The sequence below is a fragment of the Companilactobacillus metriopterae genome (assembly GCF_002762335.1).
Classification (GTDB): domain Bacteria; phylum Bacillota; class Bacilli; order Lactobacillales; family Lactobacillaceae; genus Companilactobacillus; species Companilactobacillus metriopterae.
This window is the reverse complement of record NZ_CP024610.1, coordinates 24,444-41,001: the sequence shown is the minus strand read 5'-3', so window position 1 is coordinate 41,001 and position 16,558 is coordinate 24,444. Positions and strand designations below refer to the sequence as shown.

The 16,558-nt window shown below is 32.8% G+C and carries 16 protein-coding genes, 1 tRNA gene and 1 other annotated feature; of the genes, 9 read left to right on the top strand and 8 right to left on the bottom strand.

The window, feature by feature from the left end; genetic code table 11:
* Positions 1-153 precede the first annotated feature (153 nt).
* From CS873_RS00245 to CS873_RS00220, 6 genes are all read left to right on the top strand, one after another.
* Complete coding sequence (locus CS873_RS00245) at positions 154-303, top strand: teichoic acid D-Ala incorporation-associated protein DltX (RefSeq protein WP_099973892.1); 150 nt, start codon at positions 154-156, stop codon at positions 301-303.
* A 22-nt stretch (positions 304-325) separates the two neighbouring features.
* Positions 326-1,846: a D-alanine--poly(phosphoribitol) ligase subunit DltA gene (gene dltA / locus CS873_RS00240; protein ID WP_099973891.1), complete on the top strand. Its 1,521-nt coding sequence runs from the start codon at positions 326-328 to the stop codon at positions 1,844-1,846.
* Positions 1,839-3,050 carry a D-alanyl-lipoteichoic acid biosynthesis protein DltB gene (gene dltB / locus CS873_RS00235; protein ID WP_099973890.1) on the top strand — a complete coding sequence of 404 codons (1,212 nt, stop codon included), beginning with the start codon at positions 1,839-1,841 and terminating at the stop codon, positions 3,048-3,050. The genes dltA and dltB overlap by 8 nt, the downstream gene beginning before the upstream one ends.
* Before the next feature lie 21 nt (positions 3,051-3,071).
* Positions 3,072-3,299 (top strand): D-alanine--poly(phosphoribitol) ligase subunit DltC, encoded by a 228-nt coding sequence (gene dltC / locus CS873_RS00230; protein ID WP_099975312.1) that lies wholly within the window; start codon positions 3,072-3,074, stop codon positions 3,297-3,299.
* A gap of 2 nt (positions 3,300-3,301) precedes the next feature.
* Positions 3,302-4,558: a D-alanyl-lipoteichoic acid biosynthesis protein DltD gene (dltD, locus tag CS873_RS00225; protein ID WP_099973889.1), complete on the top strand. Its 1,257-nt coding sequence runs from the start codon at positions 3,302-3,304 to the stop codon at positions 4,556-4,558.
* Positions 4,559-4,674: 116 nt separating this feature from the next.
* Positions 4,675-6,036: an FAD-dependent oxidoreductase gene (locus CS873_RS00220; protein ID WP_099973888.1), complete on the top strand. Its 1,362-nt coding sequence runs from the start codon at positions 4,675-4,677 to the stop codon at positions 6,034-6,036.
* Positions 6,037-6,074: 38 nt separating this feature from the next.
* On the opposite strand, the gene CS873_RS00215 is transcribed toward CS873_RS00220, so the two are convergent.
* The 7 genes from CS873_RS00215 to CS873_RS00185 form a co-directional block, all read right to left on the bottom strand.
* On the bottom strand, positions 6,075-7,250 hold the full coding sequence (locus tag CS873_RS00215) for an MFS transporter (protein ID WP_245823058.1): 1,176 nt from the start codon (positions 7,248-7,250) through the stop codon (positions 6,075-6,077).
* A 97-nt stretch (positions 7,251-7,347) separates the two neighbouring features.
* Positions 7,348-10,071, bottom strand: a complete 2,724-nt coding sequence (locus CS873_RS00210) for an efflux RND transporter permease subunit (protein ID WP_099973887.1) — start codon at positions 10,069-10,071, stop codon at positions 7,348-7,350.
* Between the two features lie 141 nt (positions 10,072-10,212).
* The gene (locus tag CS873_RS00205; protein ID WP_099973886.1) at positions 10,213-10,767 is read right to left on the bottom strand and encodes a TetR/AcrR family transcriptional regulator; all 555 of its coding nucleotides are present in this window, start codon (positions 10,765-10,767) and stop codon (positions 10,213-10,215) included.
* Positions 10,768-10,777: 10 nt separating this feature from the next.
* The gene (locus CS873_RS00200) at positions 10,778-11,251 is read right to left on the bottom strand and encodes a nucleoside 2-deoxyribosyltransferase (RefSeq protein WP_099973885.1); all 474 of its coding nucleotides are present in this window, start codon (positions 11,249-11,251) and stop codon (positions 10,778-10,780) included.
* 301 nt (positions 11,252-11,552) lie between these two features.
* The gene (locus CS873_RS00195; RefSeq protein ID WP_099973884.1) at positions 11,553-12,398 is read right to left on the bottom strand and encodes an amino acid ABC transporter substrate-binding protein; all 846 of its coding nucleotides are present in this window, start codon (positions 12,396-12,398) and stop codon (positions 11,553-11,555) included.
* 15 nt (positions 12,399-12,413) lie between these two features.
* Entirely contained in the window at positions 12,414-13,049 is a 636-nt protein-coding gene (locus tag CS873_RS00190) for an amino acid ABC transporter ATP-binding protein (RefSeq protein WP_099973883.1), read from the bottom strand.
* A 14-nt stretch (positions 13,050-13,063) separates the two neighbouring features.
* A complete protein-coding gene (locus tag CS873_RS00185) occupies positions 13,064-13,714 on the bottom strand; it encodes an amino acid ABC transporter permease (protein ID WP_099973882.1) in 651 nt (216 codons plus the stop codon).
* A gap of 167 nt (positions 13,715-13,881) precedes the next feature.
* Positions 13,882-14,102 (bottom strand) — a binding site (T-box leader).
* 117 nt (positions 14,103-14,219) lie between these two features.
* Here CS873_RS00185 and CS873_RS00180 point away from each other — a divergent pair.
* Positions 14,220-14,984: a DUF975 family protein gene (locus CS873_RS00180; RefSeq protein ID WP_099973881.1), complete on the top strand. Its 765-nt coding sequence runs from the start codon at positions 14,220-14,222 to the stop codon at positions 14,982-14,984.
* A gap of 36 nt (positions 14,985-15,020) precedes the next feature.
* Here the strand turns inward: CS873_RS00180 and CS873_RS00175 are convergent, their stop codons facing one another.
* Positions 15,021-15,671: a metal-dependent transcriptional regulator gene (locus CS873_RS00175; protein ID WP_099973880.1), complete on the bottom strand. Its 651-nt coding sequence runs from the start codon at positions 15,669-15,671 to the stop codon at positions 15,021-15,023.
* Between the two features lie 115 nt (positions 15,672-15,786).
* Between CS873_RS00175 and CS873_RS00170 the strand changes: the two genes are divergently transcribed.
* Together CS873_RS00170 and CS873_RS00165 are read left to right on the top strand one after the other, a co-directional pair.
* Positions 15,787-16,308, top strand: coding sequence for an HdeD family acid-resistance protein (locus tag CS873_RS00170; RefSeq protein WP_099973879.1), 522 nt, complete (start codon positions 15,787-15,789; stop codon positions 16,306-16,308).
* Positions 16,309-16,356: 48 nt separating this feature from the next.
* Positions 16,357-16,430: transfer RNA gene (locus CS873_RS00165), tRNA-Thr, on the top strand.
* The last annotated feature ends 128 nt before the right edge of the window (positions 16,431-16,558 follow it).

Sequence of the window (16,558 nt, the reverse complement as noted above, 5' to 3'; positions counted from 1 at the left end):
TTAATTTGTCGGTCTTTTTTGAGCAATAAATTAATAAATTTTTATTATGAGCAATCTAATACCCAATATTGTTAGGCGGGGTTAAAATAATTATTGAGAAAGTTTAAAAAAGAGAGTAATTTAAATGTATGTGTATAAGAGAAAGGTGTAGTTATGAAAAATAAAATCATTAACTTTTTTAAAAGGCCAAGTTCTATTTTCGTTTTAAAGACAGTCGTCTTTTTCATTATATTTGTAATTATATTGTATATATACGGATACAACGGTGCAGGAAGTAGCAAATTCATTTACAACGAATTTTAAAATAAAAGGGGAAGTACCTGATATGAATAAAATTATTGAAAGAATTAATAATGTTACCAAAAAAAATCCTACACAATTAGCATATAAGAATGGTTCAGAAACAAAGACATATCAAGATTTATCAGATTATTCAAATAAAGTAGCAAAATTTTTAGATAGTGAACTATCTGATAATGATCAACCGGTTATTGTTTTTGGTGGACAACAGTTTGAGATGCTTGCGATATTTTTAGGATCTATCAAATCCGGTCATGCTTATATACCAGTGGATGAATCATCTGATCCATCACGTATTCAACAAATAAATAACGTAGCAAAACCAGCACTAATTTTAAATTGGAGTGACTTAACTGAATTTGATGTTGAAACTCCAGTTATTGATAAGAAAAAATTAAATGATATTTTCAGTTCTGATTATTCAACTTATACAGAAGATCATAGTGTTGCAGATGATGAAAACTTCTATATTATCTTCACATCAGGAACAACAGGAACTCCTAAGGGAGTCCAGATTAGCACACTTAACCTAATAGATTTTGTAGATTGGGTTAATCAAGAATTCCAGTATCATGAAGATGATAATGTGATGTTACAGGCACCATTTTCATTCGATCTATCAGTATTTAGTATCTATCCTGCACTTACAAACGGTGCTACATTGGAAATCTTGGATAAATCAGTGACTGGTAATTTTGCAAAATTACAAGAGTCACTGAAAAATTCAGAATTCAATGTGTGGGTTTCTACACCTTCATTTTTTGAACTATGTTGCTTATTCCCTGATTTCAAGGGAGAATCAATGCCAAATCTTCAAAAATTTATCTTCTGTGGTGAAGAATTAACTCACGCAGCAGCTAAAAAGGTTTTGAATAAGTTCCCTAATGCAAAATTGTATAATACATACGGTCCTACAGAAAATACAGTAGCAATTACTTCTATCGAAATTACTCCAGAAGTTCTAGAGAATTACGATCGATTGCCAATCGGATATTTAAAAGACAATATGGATTATAAGATTCAAGATTCACAATCTGATGATAACGGCTTAGAAGTCGGAGAACTTTTAGTTAATGGTCCAGATGTTTCTAAGGGCTATATTAATAATCCTGAGCAAACAGAGAAAGCCTTTGAGAACATTTCAGGTGAGACTTTCTACCATACTGGTGACATGATTGCTAGAGATTCTGATGGCTTGTTGTTCTATCGAGGTAGGACAGACTTCCAAGTTAAGATGCATGGATATCGTATTGAACTAGAAGAAATAGATGCCCTGTTAGGTAACTTGGTAGAAGTTAAACAATCAAGTACAGTTCCACTATATGACTCTGACCATAAGGTTAAAAAACTGATAGCATATGTAGTTTTAGAGTCAGATATGCAAGAACAAGATGCCGAAGAACTATCACTAAAATTAAAAGAAGATCTTAAGAAAACAACGATGGATTATATGATTCCTAATGTATTTAGATTTGTAGACAGTTTACCTATTACAAGTAACGGCAAAATTGATAGAAAGGCTTTGATTGGTACGGTCAATGCATAATATAACTCCGTATACTAGCCCGTCGTATTTTATATATTTACTGATTTTACTTTTACCTATAATTATAGGATTGTTCAATGGTAGACGATTCAAAGTTTATGAAACTATAGCTACTTTAGGAATATTGATTATTACCTTCTTTGGAGACAATGCTATACAAGGTATTTCTCTAGTTGCATTTATAATATATGAATTTATTGTTGTTTTTGGTTATCGCAGGTATCGAGAGAATCATAATAATTTCTGGATTTTCTTTTGGGCAGTTGTATTAGCAATAATTCCACTGGTCATAGTAAAAGTAAGTCCAGTTGAACATAGTGTGAAACTTTCTTTATTTGGATTCTTAGGAATTAGTTACCTAACTTTCAAGGTAGTCGAGCTAATCATGGAATCCAGAGATGGAGCTATCAAAGAAATAACTCCTTGGCAATTTTTTAGATTTATACTATTTTTCCCAACAATTTCTTCAGGTCCAATTGATCGTTTTCCAAGATTTGAGAAGGATTATGACAAAGTTCCTGAAAGAGAAGAATATTTAAAGTTATTCCAAAGTGGAATTAACAAAATTATGCAGGGATTTCTATATAAATTTATACTGGGATATTTCTTTGGAACGCTCATGTTACCACAGGTTTCAGCACTAGCAATGTCTTACAGGCACACTAATTTCTTAGGATTATCTTGGGCAATTCTGCCTTATATGTATGTGTACAGCATGTATCTATTCTTTGATTTTGCAGGATACTCACTTTTTGCAATCGCAATTAGTAATTTCATGGGTGTAAAGACACCAGCAAACTTTAATCAACCTTTCAAATCTGTTAATATCAAGGATTTCTGGAACAGATGGCATATGACACTATCTTTCTGGTTCAGAGATTTCATATATATGAGACTGATGTTTCTATTTATGAAGAAAAAGTGGATTAAGAGTAGAGTAACTATAGCCAATATAGGCTATGTAACATTGTTCCTAATCATGGGATTTTGGCATGGACTAACTTGGTATTATATAGTTTATGGTATTTTCCACGCATCTGCTATGATAATAAATGATGCATGGTTGAGATTTAAAAAGAGACATAAATCATTACCAAGCAATAGATTTACCAAGTATTTGGCAATATTTATTACTTTTAATGTAGTTTGCTTTAGTTTCTTGATTTTTTCAGGATTTTTAAATACATTATGGTTTGTAAAATAGGAGAAAATTATTATGGATGAAATGACACAAAAGATATTGAGTATAGTTGAAGATGTATCAGGTTTAGATAATATTGGTGGAGATACAGATTTATTTGCAGATGGAATTCTAGATTCAATGGCTACTGTTGAAGTATTAGTTACACTACAAGATACTTTTGGTATCCAAGTGCCAGTATCAGAATTTGACCGTTCTGAATGGTCAACTGTAAATAAAATAGCAGAACAAGTAAAACTATTGGAAAACTAGTTATGTGGAAAAAACTATTTTATATTTTAGGTCCAGTTTTAATTGCTGGACTGGCAGTTATAGTTTTATTTTTAACACCAATTAATTATCGAACAGCTAATCCTACAAGTGTGAAAAAAGCTTCAACTTCATTGGACGCCAGAGTATTAAAAGGTGACATAATGAAGAATTATGCTAAGAATGAGAACTATATACCGATTATCGGGTCATCAGAGCTTTCTAGAATGGATCCGTTCCACCCTTCTGTGGTTGCACAAAAGTATCATTGGAATAATCAACCATTCCTACAAGGTAACCCTGGTACAGCATCATTGAGTCAAGCATTGAATGTCAATTCAATGCAAATGACTAAGAATAATAAGGCAGTATTTGTCATATCACCTCAATGGTTCAGTCAGTCGGGAGTTAGTGCGGCAGGATTCGATTATTACTTTTCACCATTACAAGTAGATAAATTTATTCTTGAATCAAATACTGGTGATAAGAAATTAAATGAATATATTGCCAATAGAATTTTGGAATTAAATCCAACGGTAAATTCTGTTAAAAAGGAATCTTTGAGACGAATAGCAGATGGCAAACAGATCACCTCTAATCAAAGATTCTATCTGAAAAACATTTCAGAACCGGGATTGACTAATCAGGATAAACTATTTGGTAGTATCGGTATACAGAATAATCAAGGCTTGATAGATAAAGAAGCTAAAAAACTTCCAGATAATTACAATTATGATGAATTAAATGATCTTGCCACAAATATGGCCATGGATAAATCAAAGAATAATGATCTTCAAATAGGTAATAAATTCTTTGAAAAACGTTTGAAAAAACGTATATCCAAATATAAGAACTTCGATAAACACATCGATTATCTACATTCACCGGAGTACAATGACTTCCAAGCATTGCTATACATGTTTGATAGAAATCATACACAGGTTATGTTTGTAATTCAGCCAGTAAATAGAAAATGGATGAAGTATACTGGAATGTCACCAATGGTGTTGGATGAATTTGATGCTAAAGTAACATATCAATTGAAATCACAGGGATTTGATAATATTGTTGATTTAACAAATGTTGAAAATCCTAATTATATATCTGAAGATACTATCCACATCGGTTGGCGTGGATGGTTGATGGTAGATGATAAGTTAAAAGATTTCTATAAAAATAAAAAGGCAGATCCTAATAAGACTCGATATCATATGAATGAAAAATTCTTAGATAAGAGTTGGGCTAATAATATTGATTTTTAAAAAGACTAAACCTATGAGGTTTAGTCTTTTTAATTGAATTGATTATCAGATGATATTGATTTCTAAATGATAATGATTATAATGTAGGTATAGTAAATAAATCAGGAGGGTTACATATGAATAAAGAAAAAGTAGTCATTGTTGGTGCTTCTCATGGAGGACATCAGTCTATAATTGAGTTATTAGATACTTACAAAAATCTAGATATAACCTTATATGAAGCTGGAGACTTTGTTTCATTTATGTCTTGTGGAATGGAATTATATCTTGAAAACAAGGTTACTGATGTTAATGATGTTCGTAACTTTAGACCAGAAGAATTTGAGGAACAAGGCGTAACTATTTCCAATAATCACCTAGTAAAATCAATTAATTTAGATGAAAAAACTATAGATGTTGAAAGTGATGGTCATACTGAAACAGTAGGCTATGATAAGCTAATTCTTAGTTCAGGTGTAACACCTAATGAGTTACCTATACCAGGAAAAGAGTTGGAAAATGTTTTCTTAATGAGAGGTTACGATTGGGCAACAAAAATTAAAAGTAAGCTTGAAGATTATCAAGTGAAAAATATAGTTGTGATCGGTTCCGGATATATTGGAATTGAAGCAGTAGAAGCAAGTATCAAAGCAGGAAAGAACGTTACAGTTATTGATACGATTGATCGTCCATTAGGTACTTATTTAAACCCAGAAATGACAGATGTTTTATCAAAAGAATTAACAGATAAGGGTGTCAATGTTGTTTTAGGTTCTAAAGTCGAAGAATTTTTAGGTGATCAAAAAGTAAGTAGTGTTAAGACAGATAAAGGTACATTTGATGCAGATGTCGTAATCCAAGCCACAGGTATCAAACCTAACACTGAATGGCTTAAAGGAACCATTGATCTTGATGATCATGGATTTATTAAGACAAATGAGTATTTGCAAACCAATGATCCAGATGTCTATGCAGTAGGAGATGCTACTCTGGCATATTCAATACCTGCACAGAAGAATATTCCAATTGCATTAGCAACTGTGGCAAGAAGAGAAGCACGCTATGTTGCAAAACATATTTTTGAGGACAAACACTCAGAAGCATTCACAGGAGTTGTAGGTTCATCTGCTTTGAGTTTATTCGATTATCATTTTGCAACATCTGGTTTGAACCAGATGTCAGCGACAAGATCGGGAATAAACGCTAAGTCTTCTTTCTTTAAAGATAGTTTACGTCCAAGCTATATACCTGAAAGTGATAACCCTGAAGTATTTGTTCAACTAACTTTTGATGAAAAATCTCACGTTATCCTTGGAGGAGCCGTAATGTCAAAATATGATATTATAGCTCAAGGAAATACTATCGCGTTGGCTGTTCAACAGAAGATGACATTAGAACAATTAGCAGAAGCTGATTTCTTCTTCCAACCAGGATTCGATAGACAATGGAGTTTGCTAAACTTAGCTGCTCAGAGTGCATTAAATCAATATAAATTCTAATAAAAAAAGCTACTAATCAATTTGATTAGTAGCTTTTTTTATTCTTGAATATTGTCTTTGTGACTGATAATAAAACTGATAGATGCTAATATGGTTGCAACAATAGCGAATAATATAATCATTGCTGACCAAGTTTGAAAACGTTGTTGAACATATCCAGAAAGAATTGGTCCTATCGCTGCTAGCACAAATCCAATGGATTGTGCCATACCAGAAATTTCAGCAGTTTGGTAAGGGTTGGTTGTCTTTTTTGCGAAGAAGACAATTGATAGATTGAATGCAATACCTGCACCAACACCTGTCAAGAGAACAAATATTAATACCAAAGGAATGTTACTTGTATTAATTAAAAATCCAAGTGGAGCAAATATATAGCCTAGAACTAACATAATATTTAAATATTTCATTGAATTATCGTTTGCAGCCATAGCAGGAACGATGAATGCAAATGGTAGGGTGGTTAATTGTAATATTGTCAGTAAGTTGCTAGCTGTAACTGTGGGTATACCATGAGAGATTAATAGTGACGGAATCCATGTAATTATTGAATAATAAATCAAAGACTGAAGTCCAAAGAAGAAAGTAATCAACCAACCTAGATTTTGTTTCCAGACACTTTTGTATGTTTTAAGAACATCACCATTGGTATGAGCAATCTCATTATGTTTCAAGTTAGGGATCCAGAATATAAGAGCGATGATACTGATTGAAGATAGGACTGAGATAGTTATCTTTAGGCTAGTATGACTAATAAGAAATCCAGCGGTTATTGTACCAATGGCACCTACTAGTAGCATAGATAGAGTATACAAACTAGTACCGACATTCATCTTCAAAGGCATGCGATCTCTTATAACAGCGGGCATTAACACATTTCCACTGTCGATACCAACACCAACTAAAAATGTACCAATCAACAGTGCGGCAGTTGAGGGAATAACTCTGACATAACTTCCGATTACAAGGAATGTAAATAGCAAAAATATAGTAAGTTCGTTTCCTAATTTTTTGGCTATTTTTACTATGATAGGAGAGAATGCTGCAAAAGTCAGTAGTGGAATTGCTGTCAGGACGCCAAGCATAGATTGCGGCATACCGACATCTTTAACAATACTATTTATCAGTGGAGGCATCATAGTAATTGGTAATCTCAAGTTTGCTGAAATGAGCATCATACTTATGATGAACCATTTTGTTGATGTATTATTTTTCACAATATTCTCTCCTTTCTTGATAAGACTAACTATAATACTATAACAGATTGTGAATAATAAAAAAAGACATGAGATATAATCTCATGTCTTTTAGTTATTAATTATTTGAACTTTCGTCTAAATCTTTTTCTTCTTTAACAGCTTTCTTATCTTCAGATCTATTTCTGAATAAGTAGATAATTGCTGGAAGAACTGTTAGAGCACTGATTAGTGAGTAACCAGTATCAAGAACTGTGATAAGACCGAATGATCTAAGGATTGGGAAACTAGCAAACATAATTGCTGAGAATCCACCCATAACAGTTAAACCTGAAACTGTTATAGCTTGTCCAACGTGTGATACAGCATCAATGATAGCTGTATGACGAGTAACATTCTTCTCACGCTCTTCTTGATAACGCTCGAGAATTAGAATTGTAAACTCTGTACCAATACCAAGAACTAATGAACTTAGTGCAATTGTAACGGGGTTGTATGATGTGTGCATCAACCATAGTGTTAGTGGTGATAAACCAAGAACAACTAGGATAGGTAGCACTGGGTAAATTGCAAGTCTGAAGTGACGATATACAAGTAGAAGTACCAAGAATATAATCAATAGACCGGCAATCATGATCAATGTATGGTTAGCAGTAACATTACTGATACCGATAAGCATCATAACTTGTGGACCAGCGGCAGAAATTGTCATTCCATCTTTCTTACCACCAATATCGTTAGAAATCTTGTCCATAAGTTTTTGTTGATCTTTAGAACTTAGATTTTGGTTAATTCTAAATTGAATTGTTGTGTACTTAGCATTCTTAGTAACAACAGAATCTTTTAGTGATGTTGGAATAGATTTAACACCAGAATTAATAACTGATTGTGAGGCATCTAATGAACCACCAAGTTGCTTGTATGTTGAAGGAAGACTTGTTACACCAGTAATGTCTTTATACTTGTCTTCTTCTTTATTAGCTAGCTTATCAATCTTCTTCATAGTTGATTTGTCTTTTGCATCATCTGTCTTAACTAGGTAGTTGATGTAAACTGTTGAACCAACTTGTTTTTGAAGATACTTAGTATCTTTTAGAGTTGTCATATCTTGAGGAATGAACTTCAAGATATCAGTTTCAGTGTCAATATTTCTTTCAACAGCGAAACCTAATGCTCCAAGAACAACTGCGATAATGAATACCCAAGCAGCATGCTTAGTGATGAACTTAGCATATCTTGTAAGACCACGTGACAATGCTGTTTGTGTATTTCCGTTGTTCTTTTCTTTTCTTGCGGCATTCTTTTGTTTGAATTTAGTTTGAGCTTTTTCTGATGAATCAACAAGTGTGAATGTTGAGAACATCATGAAGAATTCAACGATGTATGATGATAGAACACCAATAGCAAGAGTAACACCGAATTGTTGCATCATAGGTGCTTTAGATAGGAACATTGTTAAGAAACTGAAAATCATAACGATAAGAGCAATACCTACAGCAGGTCCCATCTTAAGAATTGATTTCTTAACAGATAATTCTGGATTTTCTGAATTGCGATATTCTTCTTCATAACGGTTTTGGAATTGAACACCAAAGTCAGTACCAAGACCGATGATGATAGGTAGTGTGGCCATTGTAGCAAGTGTAATAGGAAGGTTGAACCAACCCATCAAGCCGAATGTCCATAGAAGACCAATTAAAACAAATAGTAGTGGGAATAATCTTCTTCTTACAGGGAAAATCAATGCAAGAATGATGATCATGATAATAACAGCTAGTACAACCATGATTGTCATATCTTTGATAACTAGATTCTTAACTTGTCCAATAACGGCAGGTGTACCAGCAATACGTACTTTTACGTTGCCAGAGAATTTAGTATCTTTAACTGCTTTTTGAACATCTTTTAGAAGTTTAACGTTAGAGTCCATATCAGTTGTATCTTTAGTATTGATCATCATGATGGTATGCTTACCATTCTTAGGAAGCAATTGATCAAGAGCTGAAGGAACTTTTCCGTTATTACTTAGAAGGATGTCTTTAAGTAGTGCGTTAGACATGTTTTGTACTTTTGGAACCATTGGTAGCAATGATTGAGCCATTGCTGCTTTTTGTGTATCGTTCAATAGACTTAGTGTATAAGTTTGAACTTGTTGTTGTTGTGCATCTGTCAACATACCCATAAGTGCAGTTTGTTGTTGTTGTGTAGCCTGAGCAGCAGCAGCCTGTTGTTGTTCAGCAGGTAGGGCAGCAATTTGTGCAGTTGCTGCTTGTTGAGCTTGAGCTGCTTCTTGCTTCTGTTGATCAGTAAGAATTGATGTTACATATGTCTGAACTTGTGCAGTTTGTTCAGTTGTAAGAGAGCTTTGAATTGAGCTTAACAACTGTGTTTGTTGTTTAGCAGTCAATGAAGCCATCAAATCTTGTTGCATTTGTGGAGTAACTTGAAGTGTAGAATTGTTACTTACACCAGTAGGATTCTTGCTCAATGATGACAATTCGTCATTCATCAAGTTAACAACTGATGTTGTTCCACGAACATTGTCCATCTTGCTAATTTTCTTATCTAAAGTAGCAAGTTTCTTCATGTTAGATTTTGAGATAATATCGTTTTGCTTACCACTAACCATAACGTAGACAGCATCACCACCAAAGTTCTTTTGGTAAGTATCTGTGTCTTTAAATTCTTTTGAGTTAGTGTCAACGAAAACGTCATTACTAAATTTCATTTGAACTTTTGGTAAACCGAAAGCCAATAAAATTGTAACTACAGCAATAATTGAAATCCATAATTTTGCGTGCTTATGAATACTATTGCTTAGGAATGTAAAAAACTTTTCCATAATATAAACCCTTCCCTTAAAATGATATAAATTTCATACTAAAAGTATAACAGTATCTAGTATAAACATAATTAAAAGACACTCTAGAAACAAAAAGCGCCACTTATCTCAAAAAGAGATAAGTGGCGCTTTTTGTCTTATTTATTTTGGCAAATTTAAGAAATTTTCTGCAAAATCTGTAAAGTTTCTCTTTGGTATTTTGAAGTCATTATCTTCTAAATATTCAATCAGTCCCAAAATACCACCCACGACAAAACTAATTGTCAGTTCTGGATATGGTGAGTCCACAATCATCTTGATAAGTGGATCTTGAGTGTTTGGAAATTCATGGTATTTTTTAGCAACAATATCCCTCAAAACCGATCTAAATTCTGGATATAGATTAGCTTTAGTCTGATATTGTGGAGAAATATTACGCATGAAATTATTGTTTTTCTCTATAAACTCAGTAACTTGAGATAGGATTGTCACAGATTCGGATTGGTTAGGGTCATTAAATAGATCCTCCAATAAATAGGAAAAGACTGCTCTAAGAAGCTGAAACTTATCAGTGTAATAGCGATAAAAAGTACTGTGATTGATCAAAGCCTCATCACAAATATCTTTTACAGTGATTTTATCAAATGATTTCTTTCCTAAAAGAGAAATCATAGATGTAATGATGTTTCTTTTGGTTCTTTCGGTTACTTGTGACATTGACTATCTCCTAAAATACATCGATATCTTCGTACCTTGTCATCAGTGTTTCAAAGTCATAATCTTTAATTTGTTCGATGCTGTCCATCCCGTTGAAAAAAGCGGTGAATGATCCAGCTAACATAAGATTTAGAGGTAGATCTGATTTATATCTAACACCGATAACCGGAACGTTATTCGCAAATGCGTACCCACACTCAAACATAGTACCTGAGTCAGGTTCAAATTCATTGGCTTCAGTTTTGTAATCAACCATAGCTACTACAATATCAGAGGAATTGATATTATTGATGTCATGTTTGAAAATTGCTGTTTGCCATTCAAAGGATCCGAATTCTGCAGAAGTATAGTCTACACTGGCTGGTCTGAAAACTTTATCAACTGTAGGATTCTGTTCTAGTAGTTGTTGAATATTATCCAAACGCTTAACTTGATCTTTATCAAAAAAAGGACCGGCTAGATAAATTCTTTTCTTTGTAGTCATGATTGATCTCCTTTAGTTTGTTACCTATATTATACCTGTAAAAATGGTCTTAATGTAAAAGTTATATTACGGTTGTTTTACATAAAGATATAACTTTAGCTACAATTTTTAAAAACTGTTTTAAAAATTGTATATAGGTGTTATAAATAATATTGAAAATAAACAACAGCTAGGAGCCCCCGCCTATGACAATCATTAGCAAGCTACGGAACAATATAAATTACGTATCATTTTTTGGAATATTTTTAGCATTCTTATTATTACTTGTATAGAAAAAGAGTAGCCAAATGGCTACTTTTTTTTATTTGATTATTGAATTATCTGAATTTCCAAACCATTTATTATTTATTTTATCTAGAGTACCGTTTTTCTTAAGTTTTTTGAAAGCTGTGTTTATTTTGTTTTGCATTGTTTTATCACCTTTGCGCATACCTACAGCGAAGTCTTCGCCAGTAAATCCTCCAGATGTTAATTCGTATGAATCAGGATTTTTTTCATGATTAATGTAGTAATTTGCATAGACACTATCAATCAAAAGTCCTTGAATACGGTTTGCATCTAGATCCATGAAGGCATTGTTAAAAGAATCGTATAAAACAGGGGATTGGTTTTTGATGTATTTTTTAAGTTTTGATGGATTTGCATCTAGTAAACTTGCTCCTGAAGAACCAGTTTGTACACCTAATATTTTATTATTCATATCTGAGAATTGATTTATGTTCTCAGATTTTTTTGTAACCAAAACTTGTTTATTTGCAAGGTAAGGGTCAGAGAAGGCAAGTTGTTCAGATCTTTCTGGAGTAATAGTGTATCCGTTCCATATAAGATCGATGGTGCGATTTCGTAACTCTGTTTCTTTCATATTCCAGTCGATAGGCTGAAAATCAACTTCAATACCGTACTGTTTGAAGACTGCTTTAGCCAAATCAATATCATAACCTACTAAATTACCATCTTTTTGACGGAATCCCATAGGCACAAAAGTATCATCTAGTCCGATTATCACTCGTTTTCTTTTTTGGATAATGGACCAAGTATCAACAGTATCAGCTTGTTTTGCAATTGATGGTTTAGAGTTAGCACAACTAGTTAAAATAGGAAAAATTAGAAGCATAGTTATAATGCAGACAAATATTTTTTTCTTCATAATGATTCCCCTTAGTTATTTAATAGGTTGGACTTTTAAAATTTGATCAGAAATTTTTTCTGCAAATGCTGGATCATGAGTAATAATAATTTGAATTAAGCCAGTATTTTTAGTTTTCAAAATATAATTTCCCACAACATCCCTCAAACTAGGATCCAATGCACTAGTAGGTTCATCATAGCAAAGTATTTTTGGCTGCATTGCTAGTGCTCTCGCTATAGCTACACGTTGTTTTTGACCACCAGATAATTCTGAAGGATATTGATCTTTGTTATCGATTAAATCGAAGTATGTTAATAATTCAGCAGCTTTTTCAATTGCATCTTTTTTATTTTGTTTTAGTACCATTTGGGGAGCAAGAGCTACATTTTCAATTACAGATAAGTGAGGAAATAAATTGAAATCTTGAAAAACCACACCCACTATTGGTTGGACATCCTTGTCTTTAGTAGGATCAAAAGGTTTTCCATCGATTAAAAAAGTACCAGAATCAATATTTTCTAATCCTGCAATACAACGAAGTAGGGTAGTTTTACCAGCTCCAGAAGGTCCTACAATACTTAAAATAGAATCATCTTCAACTTTTAAATTTAGATTATTTAAAATGGTTTTATTATTGTAGCTTTTGGTAATATTTTTAAGCTCTAACATATATTTCTCCTATCCTAATCGTAATAACTGTAGTGTTTTTCCAAAATTTTGAGTGCCCATGTACAAACTAATGTCAGTAGTAAGTAAATCACACCAACCAAGACTAATGGGACAAGTGTTACATCTCGTGAACTTGCTATATTTCCGGCACGCAGTACATCACCAAGACCAATTACATATACAAGTGAGGAATCTTTTATTAAATTAATTACTTCATTACCAATAGAAGGAAGAACAATTTTTACTACTTGAGGAATAATTATTTTTCTTAAAGTTTGGAAATAATTAAGACCTAGTACCTTAGCACCTTCAAATTGTCCTTTTTTGATACTACCAAATCCACCACGGAAGATTTCTGCAAAATAAGCAGTATAGTTAATGATAAATGCGAATAAAGCAGCATCATATCGTTCAAAAACTATAGGGAAAAATGGTAAGTTAGGTAACCCGTAAAATACAAAAATCAATTGTAATAGTAGCGGAGTACCACGCATAATCCAGATATAGAAGCTAAGAATCCATTGAATGATTTTAATACCTGAACTTCTTCCCACAGAAACTAATATACCTAAAGGTAGTGAGACTATGAGTGTCCAAAAGAATACCTTCAGTGTCATAACTGTTCCACTCAGTAATGATGGTAATATTTCAAAAATATAGTTCATAAATACCCCTCCTAAAATGTACAAAAAAAGTCCTCCAGCAAATAAATGCCAGAGGACGCAAAGCGTGGTTCCACCTCATGATTGCTGATACTTCACAGTATCAACCTCAAGAAGTTATTCAAATTGTTGAATAAATGAGAATAAAAAATCCCCTTAGTCAAAATGACTAAAAGGACGCAAAGCGTGATTCCACCTCATGTTCCCTGATATCTCACAATAACAGGCTCAACAAGTTAAATAACTTGAGTTATAACGGAACTACCGGAAAGATCCTACTGAATTCAGATCATCAACTTACAGATGTGTTTCATAAACTGTTAGACTGACTTGCACCACCGTCAGCTCTCTGAACTAAAGAAGTTTACTAATTTTCTGTCTACGTCTTTGTACTCGTTTAAATGTAGTCACAATGTTACTTTCAATTTAATCATATGTCAATACTAATTACATGTTTTATTAAGATTAACCTTTGTTATAATGTTTTACTAAGGAGTTGATACTTATTATGATAAATGTAAATAAGATTTCTCTGCGAGAAGTTCGAAGAGCTACTCACAAAGAATTTCGATCAAATTTAGTGGAGAATATTTCACTTAATTTTATTCCCATTTTATTAAGATTTTTAGGATTATATTTTATTTTAAAAATCTATTATGCATGGATGAATAACTTGAATATCAGTACGACAGATCCACCGGCTGCTACTGCAAGAATGGAACACATCTTGACAGATATTTCTAACAATCCAGATTCTGTCAATAATTACACTATCAAGCTAGATAATCTATCAACGACAGTTATGTATCTATTGTTTTTGATACTATGTCTAATCAGTGTTGGTATCGGCTATAGCTTGGTCAATAAATTCCGTAATTCAGAATTGCATCTTAGCCCTATGGCTGCATTTTCAGTATTTTCTACAAAGTATTTCTTTGGAACAATTATTTTATTGATTATGAATATTATTATCTTCCAAATAGGACTTTGGCTGTTTATCATTCCTGGTGTCATTTTGATGCTAATCTATTCTCAAAATATGTATATCTACAAGGATGATGTAGATGCTGGACAAGGTAGAATATTTGCTACATATCGTAAAAGTGCAATATTGATGCGTGGTAACAAAGGTGCATTCTTCGTGTTATTGTTGGAATTTTTGATATTAGAAATCATTAATTTCTTTACCTATGAGATATTGTCAATCTGGTTACATCCATTTGAACAATTGACTTTTGCTAAGTTCTATCAAACATTAGTAGATAACCAATAATAAAAAGACGCCTATACGTACAGGTGTCTTTTTTTGTTATCTTTTTTCAACAAATATGTAATCAATTGCCTTAGGACTTATCGTTAATTGAGTCTTATCTTCTTTTTCTATAACCAGAGAATTATCGAATTGTTCATGACGAATAATTTTGACCGTATCGTCTAGTGAAATATTGATACTACTAAAGTATTGTAAGAAGTCAAAGTTATCTGATATACGAACAATTTGCACAACATCGTCAGGTTGAGCATCGCTCAACAACATATCATCTGTATCAGTCTCACCTTGGCCATTACCGGGGATGATTCCGCCATGAGGACACCGTTGTGGGAAATTCAAATATTCATTCAAGTGATCTAGTAAATCATTGTTGGAAGCATGTTCCAGAGAATCAGCGTGATTATGTATGCTGTCAATAGGGTACTTAAGGTTCTTGTATAAGAAAACTTCCCATAGGCGGTGATTACGGACAAGTTTCTCAGAAACTTCGATACCTTTGTCAGTCAACACTATTTGATTATAAGGTGAATGTGTTACATATCCTTCATTGACCAGTGAATTAAGCATCTCAGTGACAGAAGGTGCAGAGACATTCATCAATTCAGATATTTTTTTATTCGTTATTTTTTTGAAATCATAAGTTAATTCGTAAATAGTTTTTAGATAGTTTTCTTTGTTAGGTGACAAATTTTGTTCCTTTCGTGTTACCTAATTTTTTTATTAGCTATAATAATTATAGCGCATTTTCTATTCAAGTAGAGTAAAATAAGTTTAAAGATTAATTTATAAAGGGGATAATATTATGAAAAATGCAAGAAGAGGATTTGACTGGCTATCATTAATAGTCGGAATTCTATCATTGTATGTCGGATATGTGGTTATGTCGTATCCATTGAAATCTTTATCATCAGTTGCTTATATTTTTGGTATATTTATTTTAATCAGAGGTATTTTCCAACTATGGTTTAGTAATCAAGAAACCAAATATCTAGGTATTGGTGCCGGTGGAGTAACAATTATGGGAATAATTTATATTATTCTTGGAATTGTACTGATTGTTAACAATAACTTTGCTCAAGTGGTTATGGTTTACTTGTTCGCAATCTTGTTCTTCATGGATTCCATTTTCCAAATAATGACATCTAGATTTTATGCAAACTTTGGTAAGGGTTACTACTGGTTGATTGTTATTTTGGCAATTCTAAACTTTATTGTAGCTATTATTTTATTATTCGAACCACTACTAGCTGCATCAGTAATTATCTGGTTGTTAGCATTCTTCTTCATTACAACTGGTATTATGGAAATTGTAAAAGCATTCTAAAAATAGCTGAATAGATAGTATAATTCTGGTAAAATATACAAGAATTATGCCATCTTAGCTCAGCTAGGTAGAGCATCACCATGGTAAGGTGGGGGTCGTCGGTTCAAGTCCGATAGATGGCTTAAAAAGCATACGCAAACCCTTTGCAAACCATTTCTATAAATTTGATAAAAGCCCTGTAACCATTGTTAAGCCAATGATTACGGGGTTTTTTAATTTTCGAAGCATACGCAAACCCTCACGATTTTTG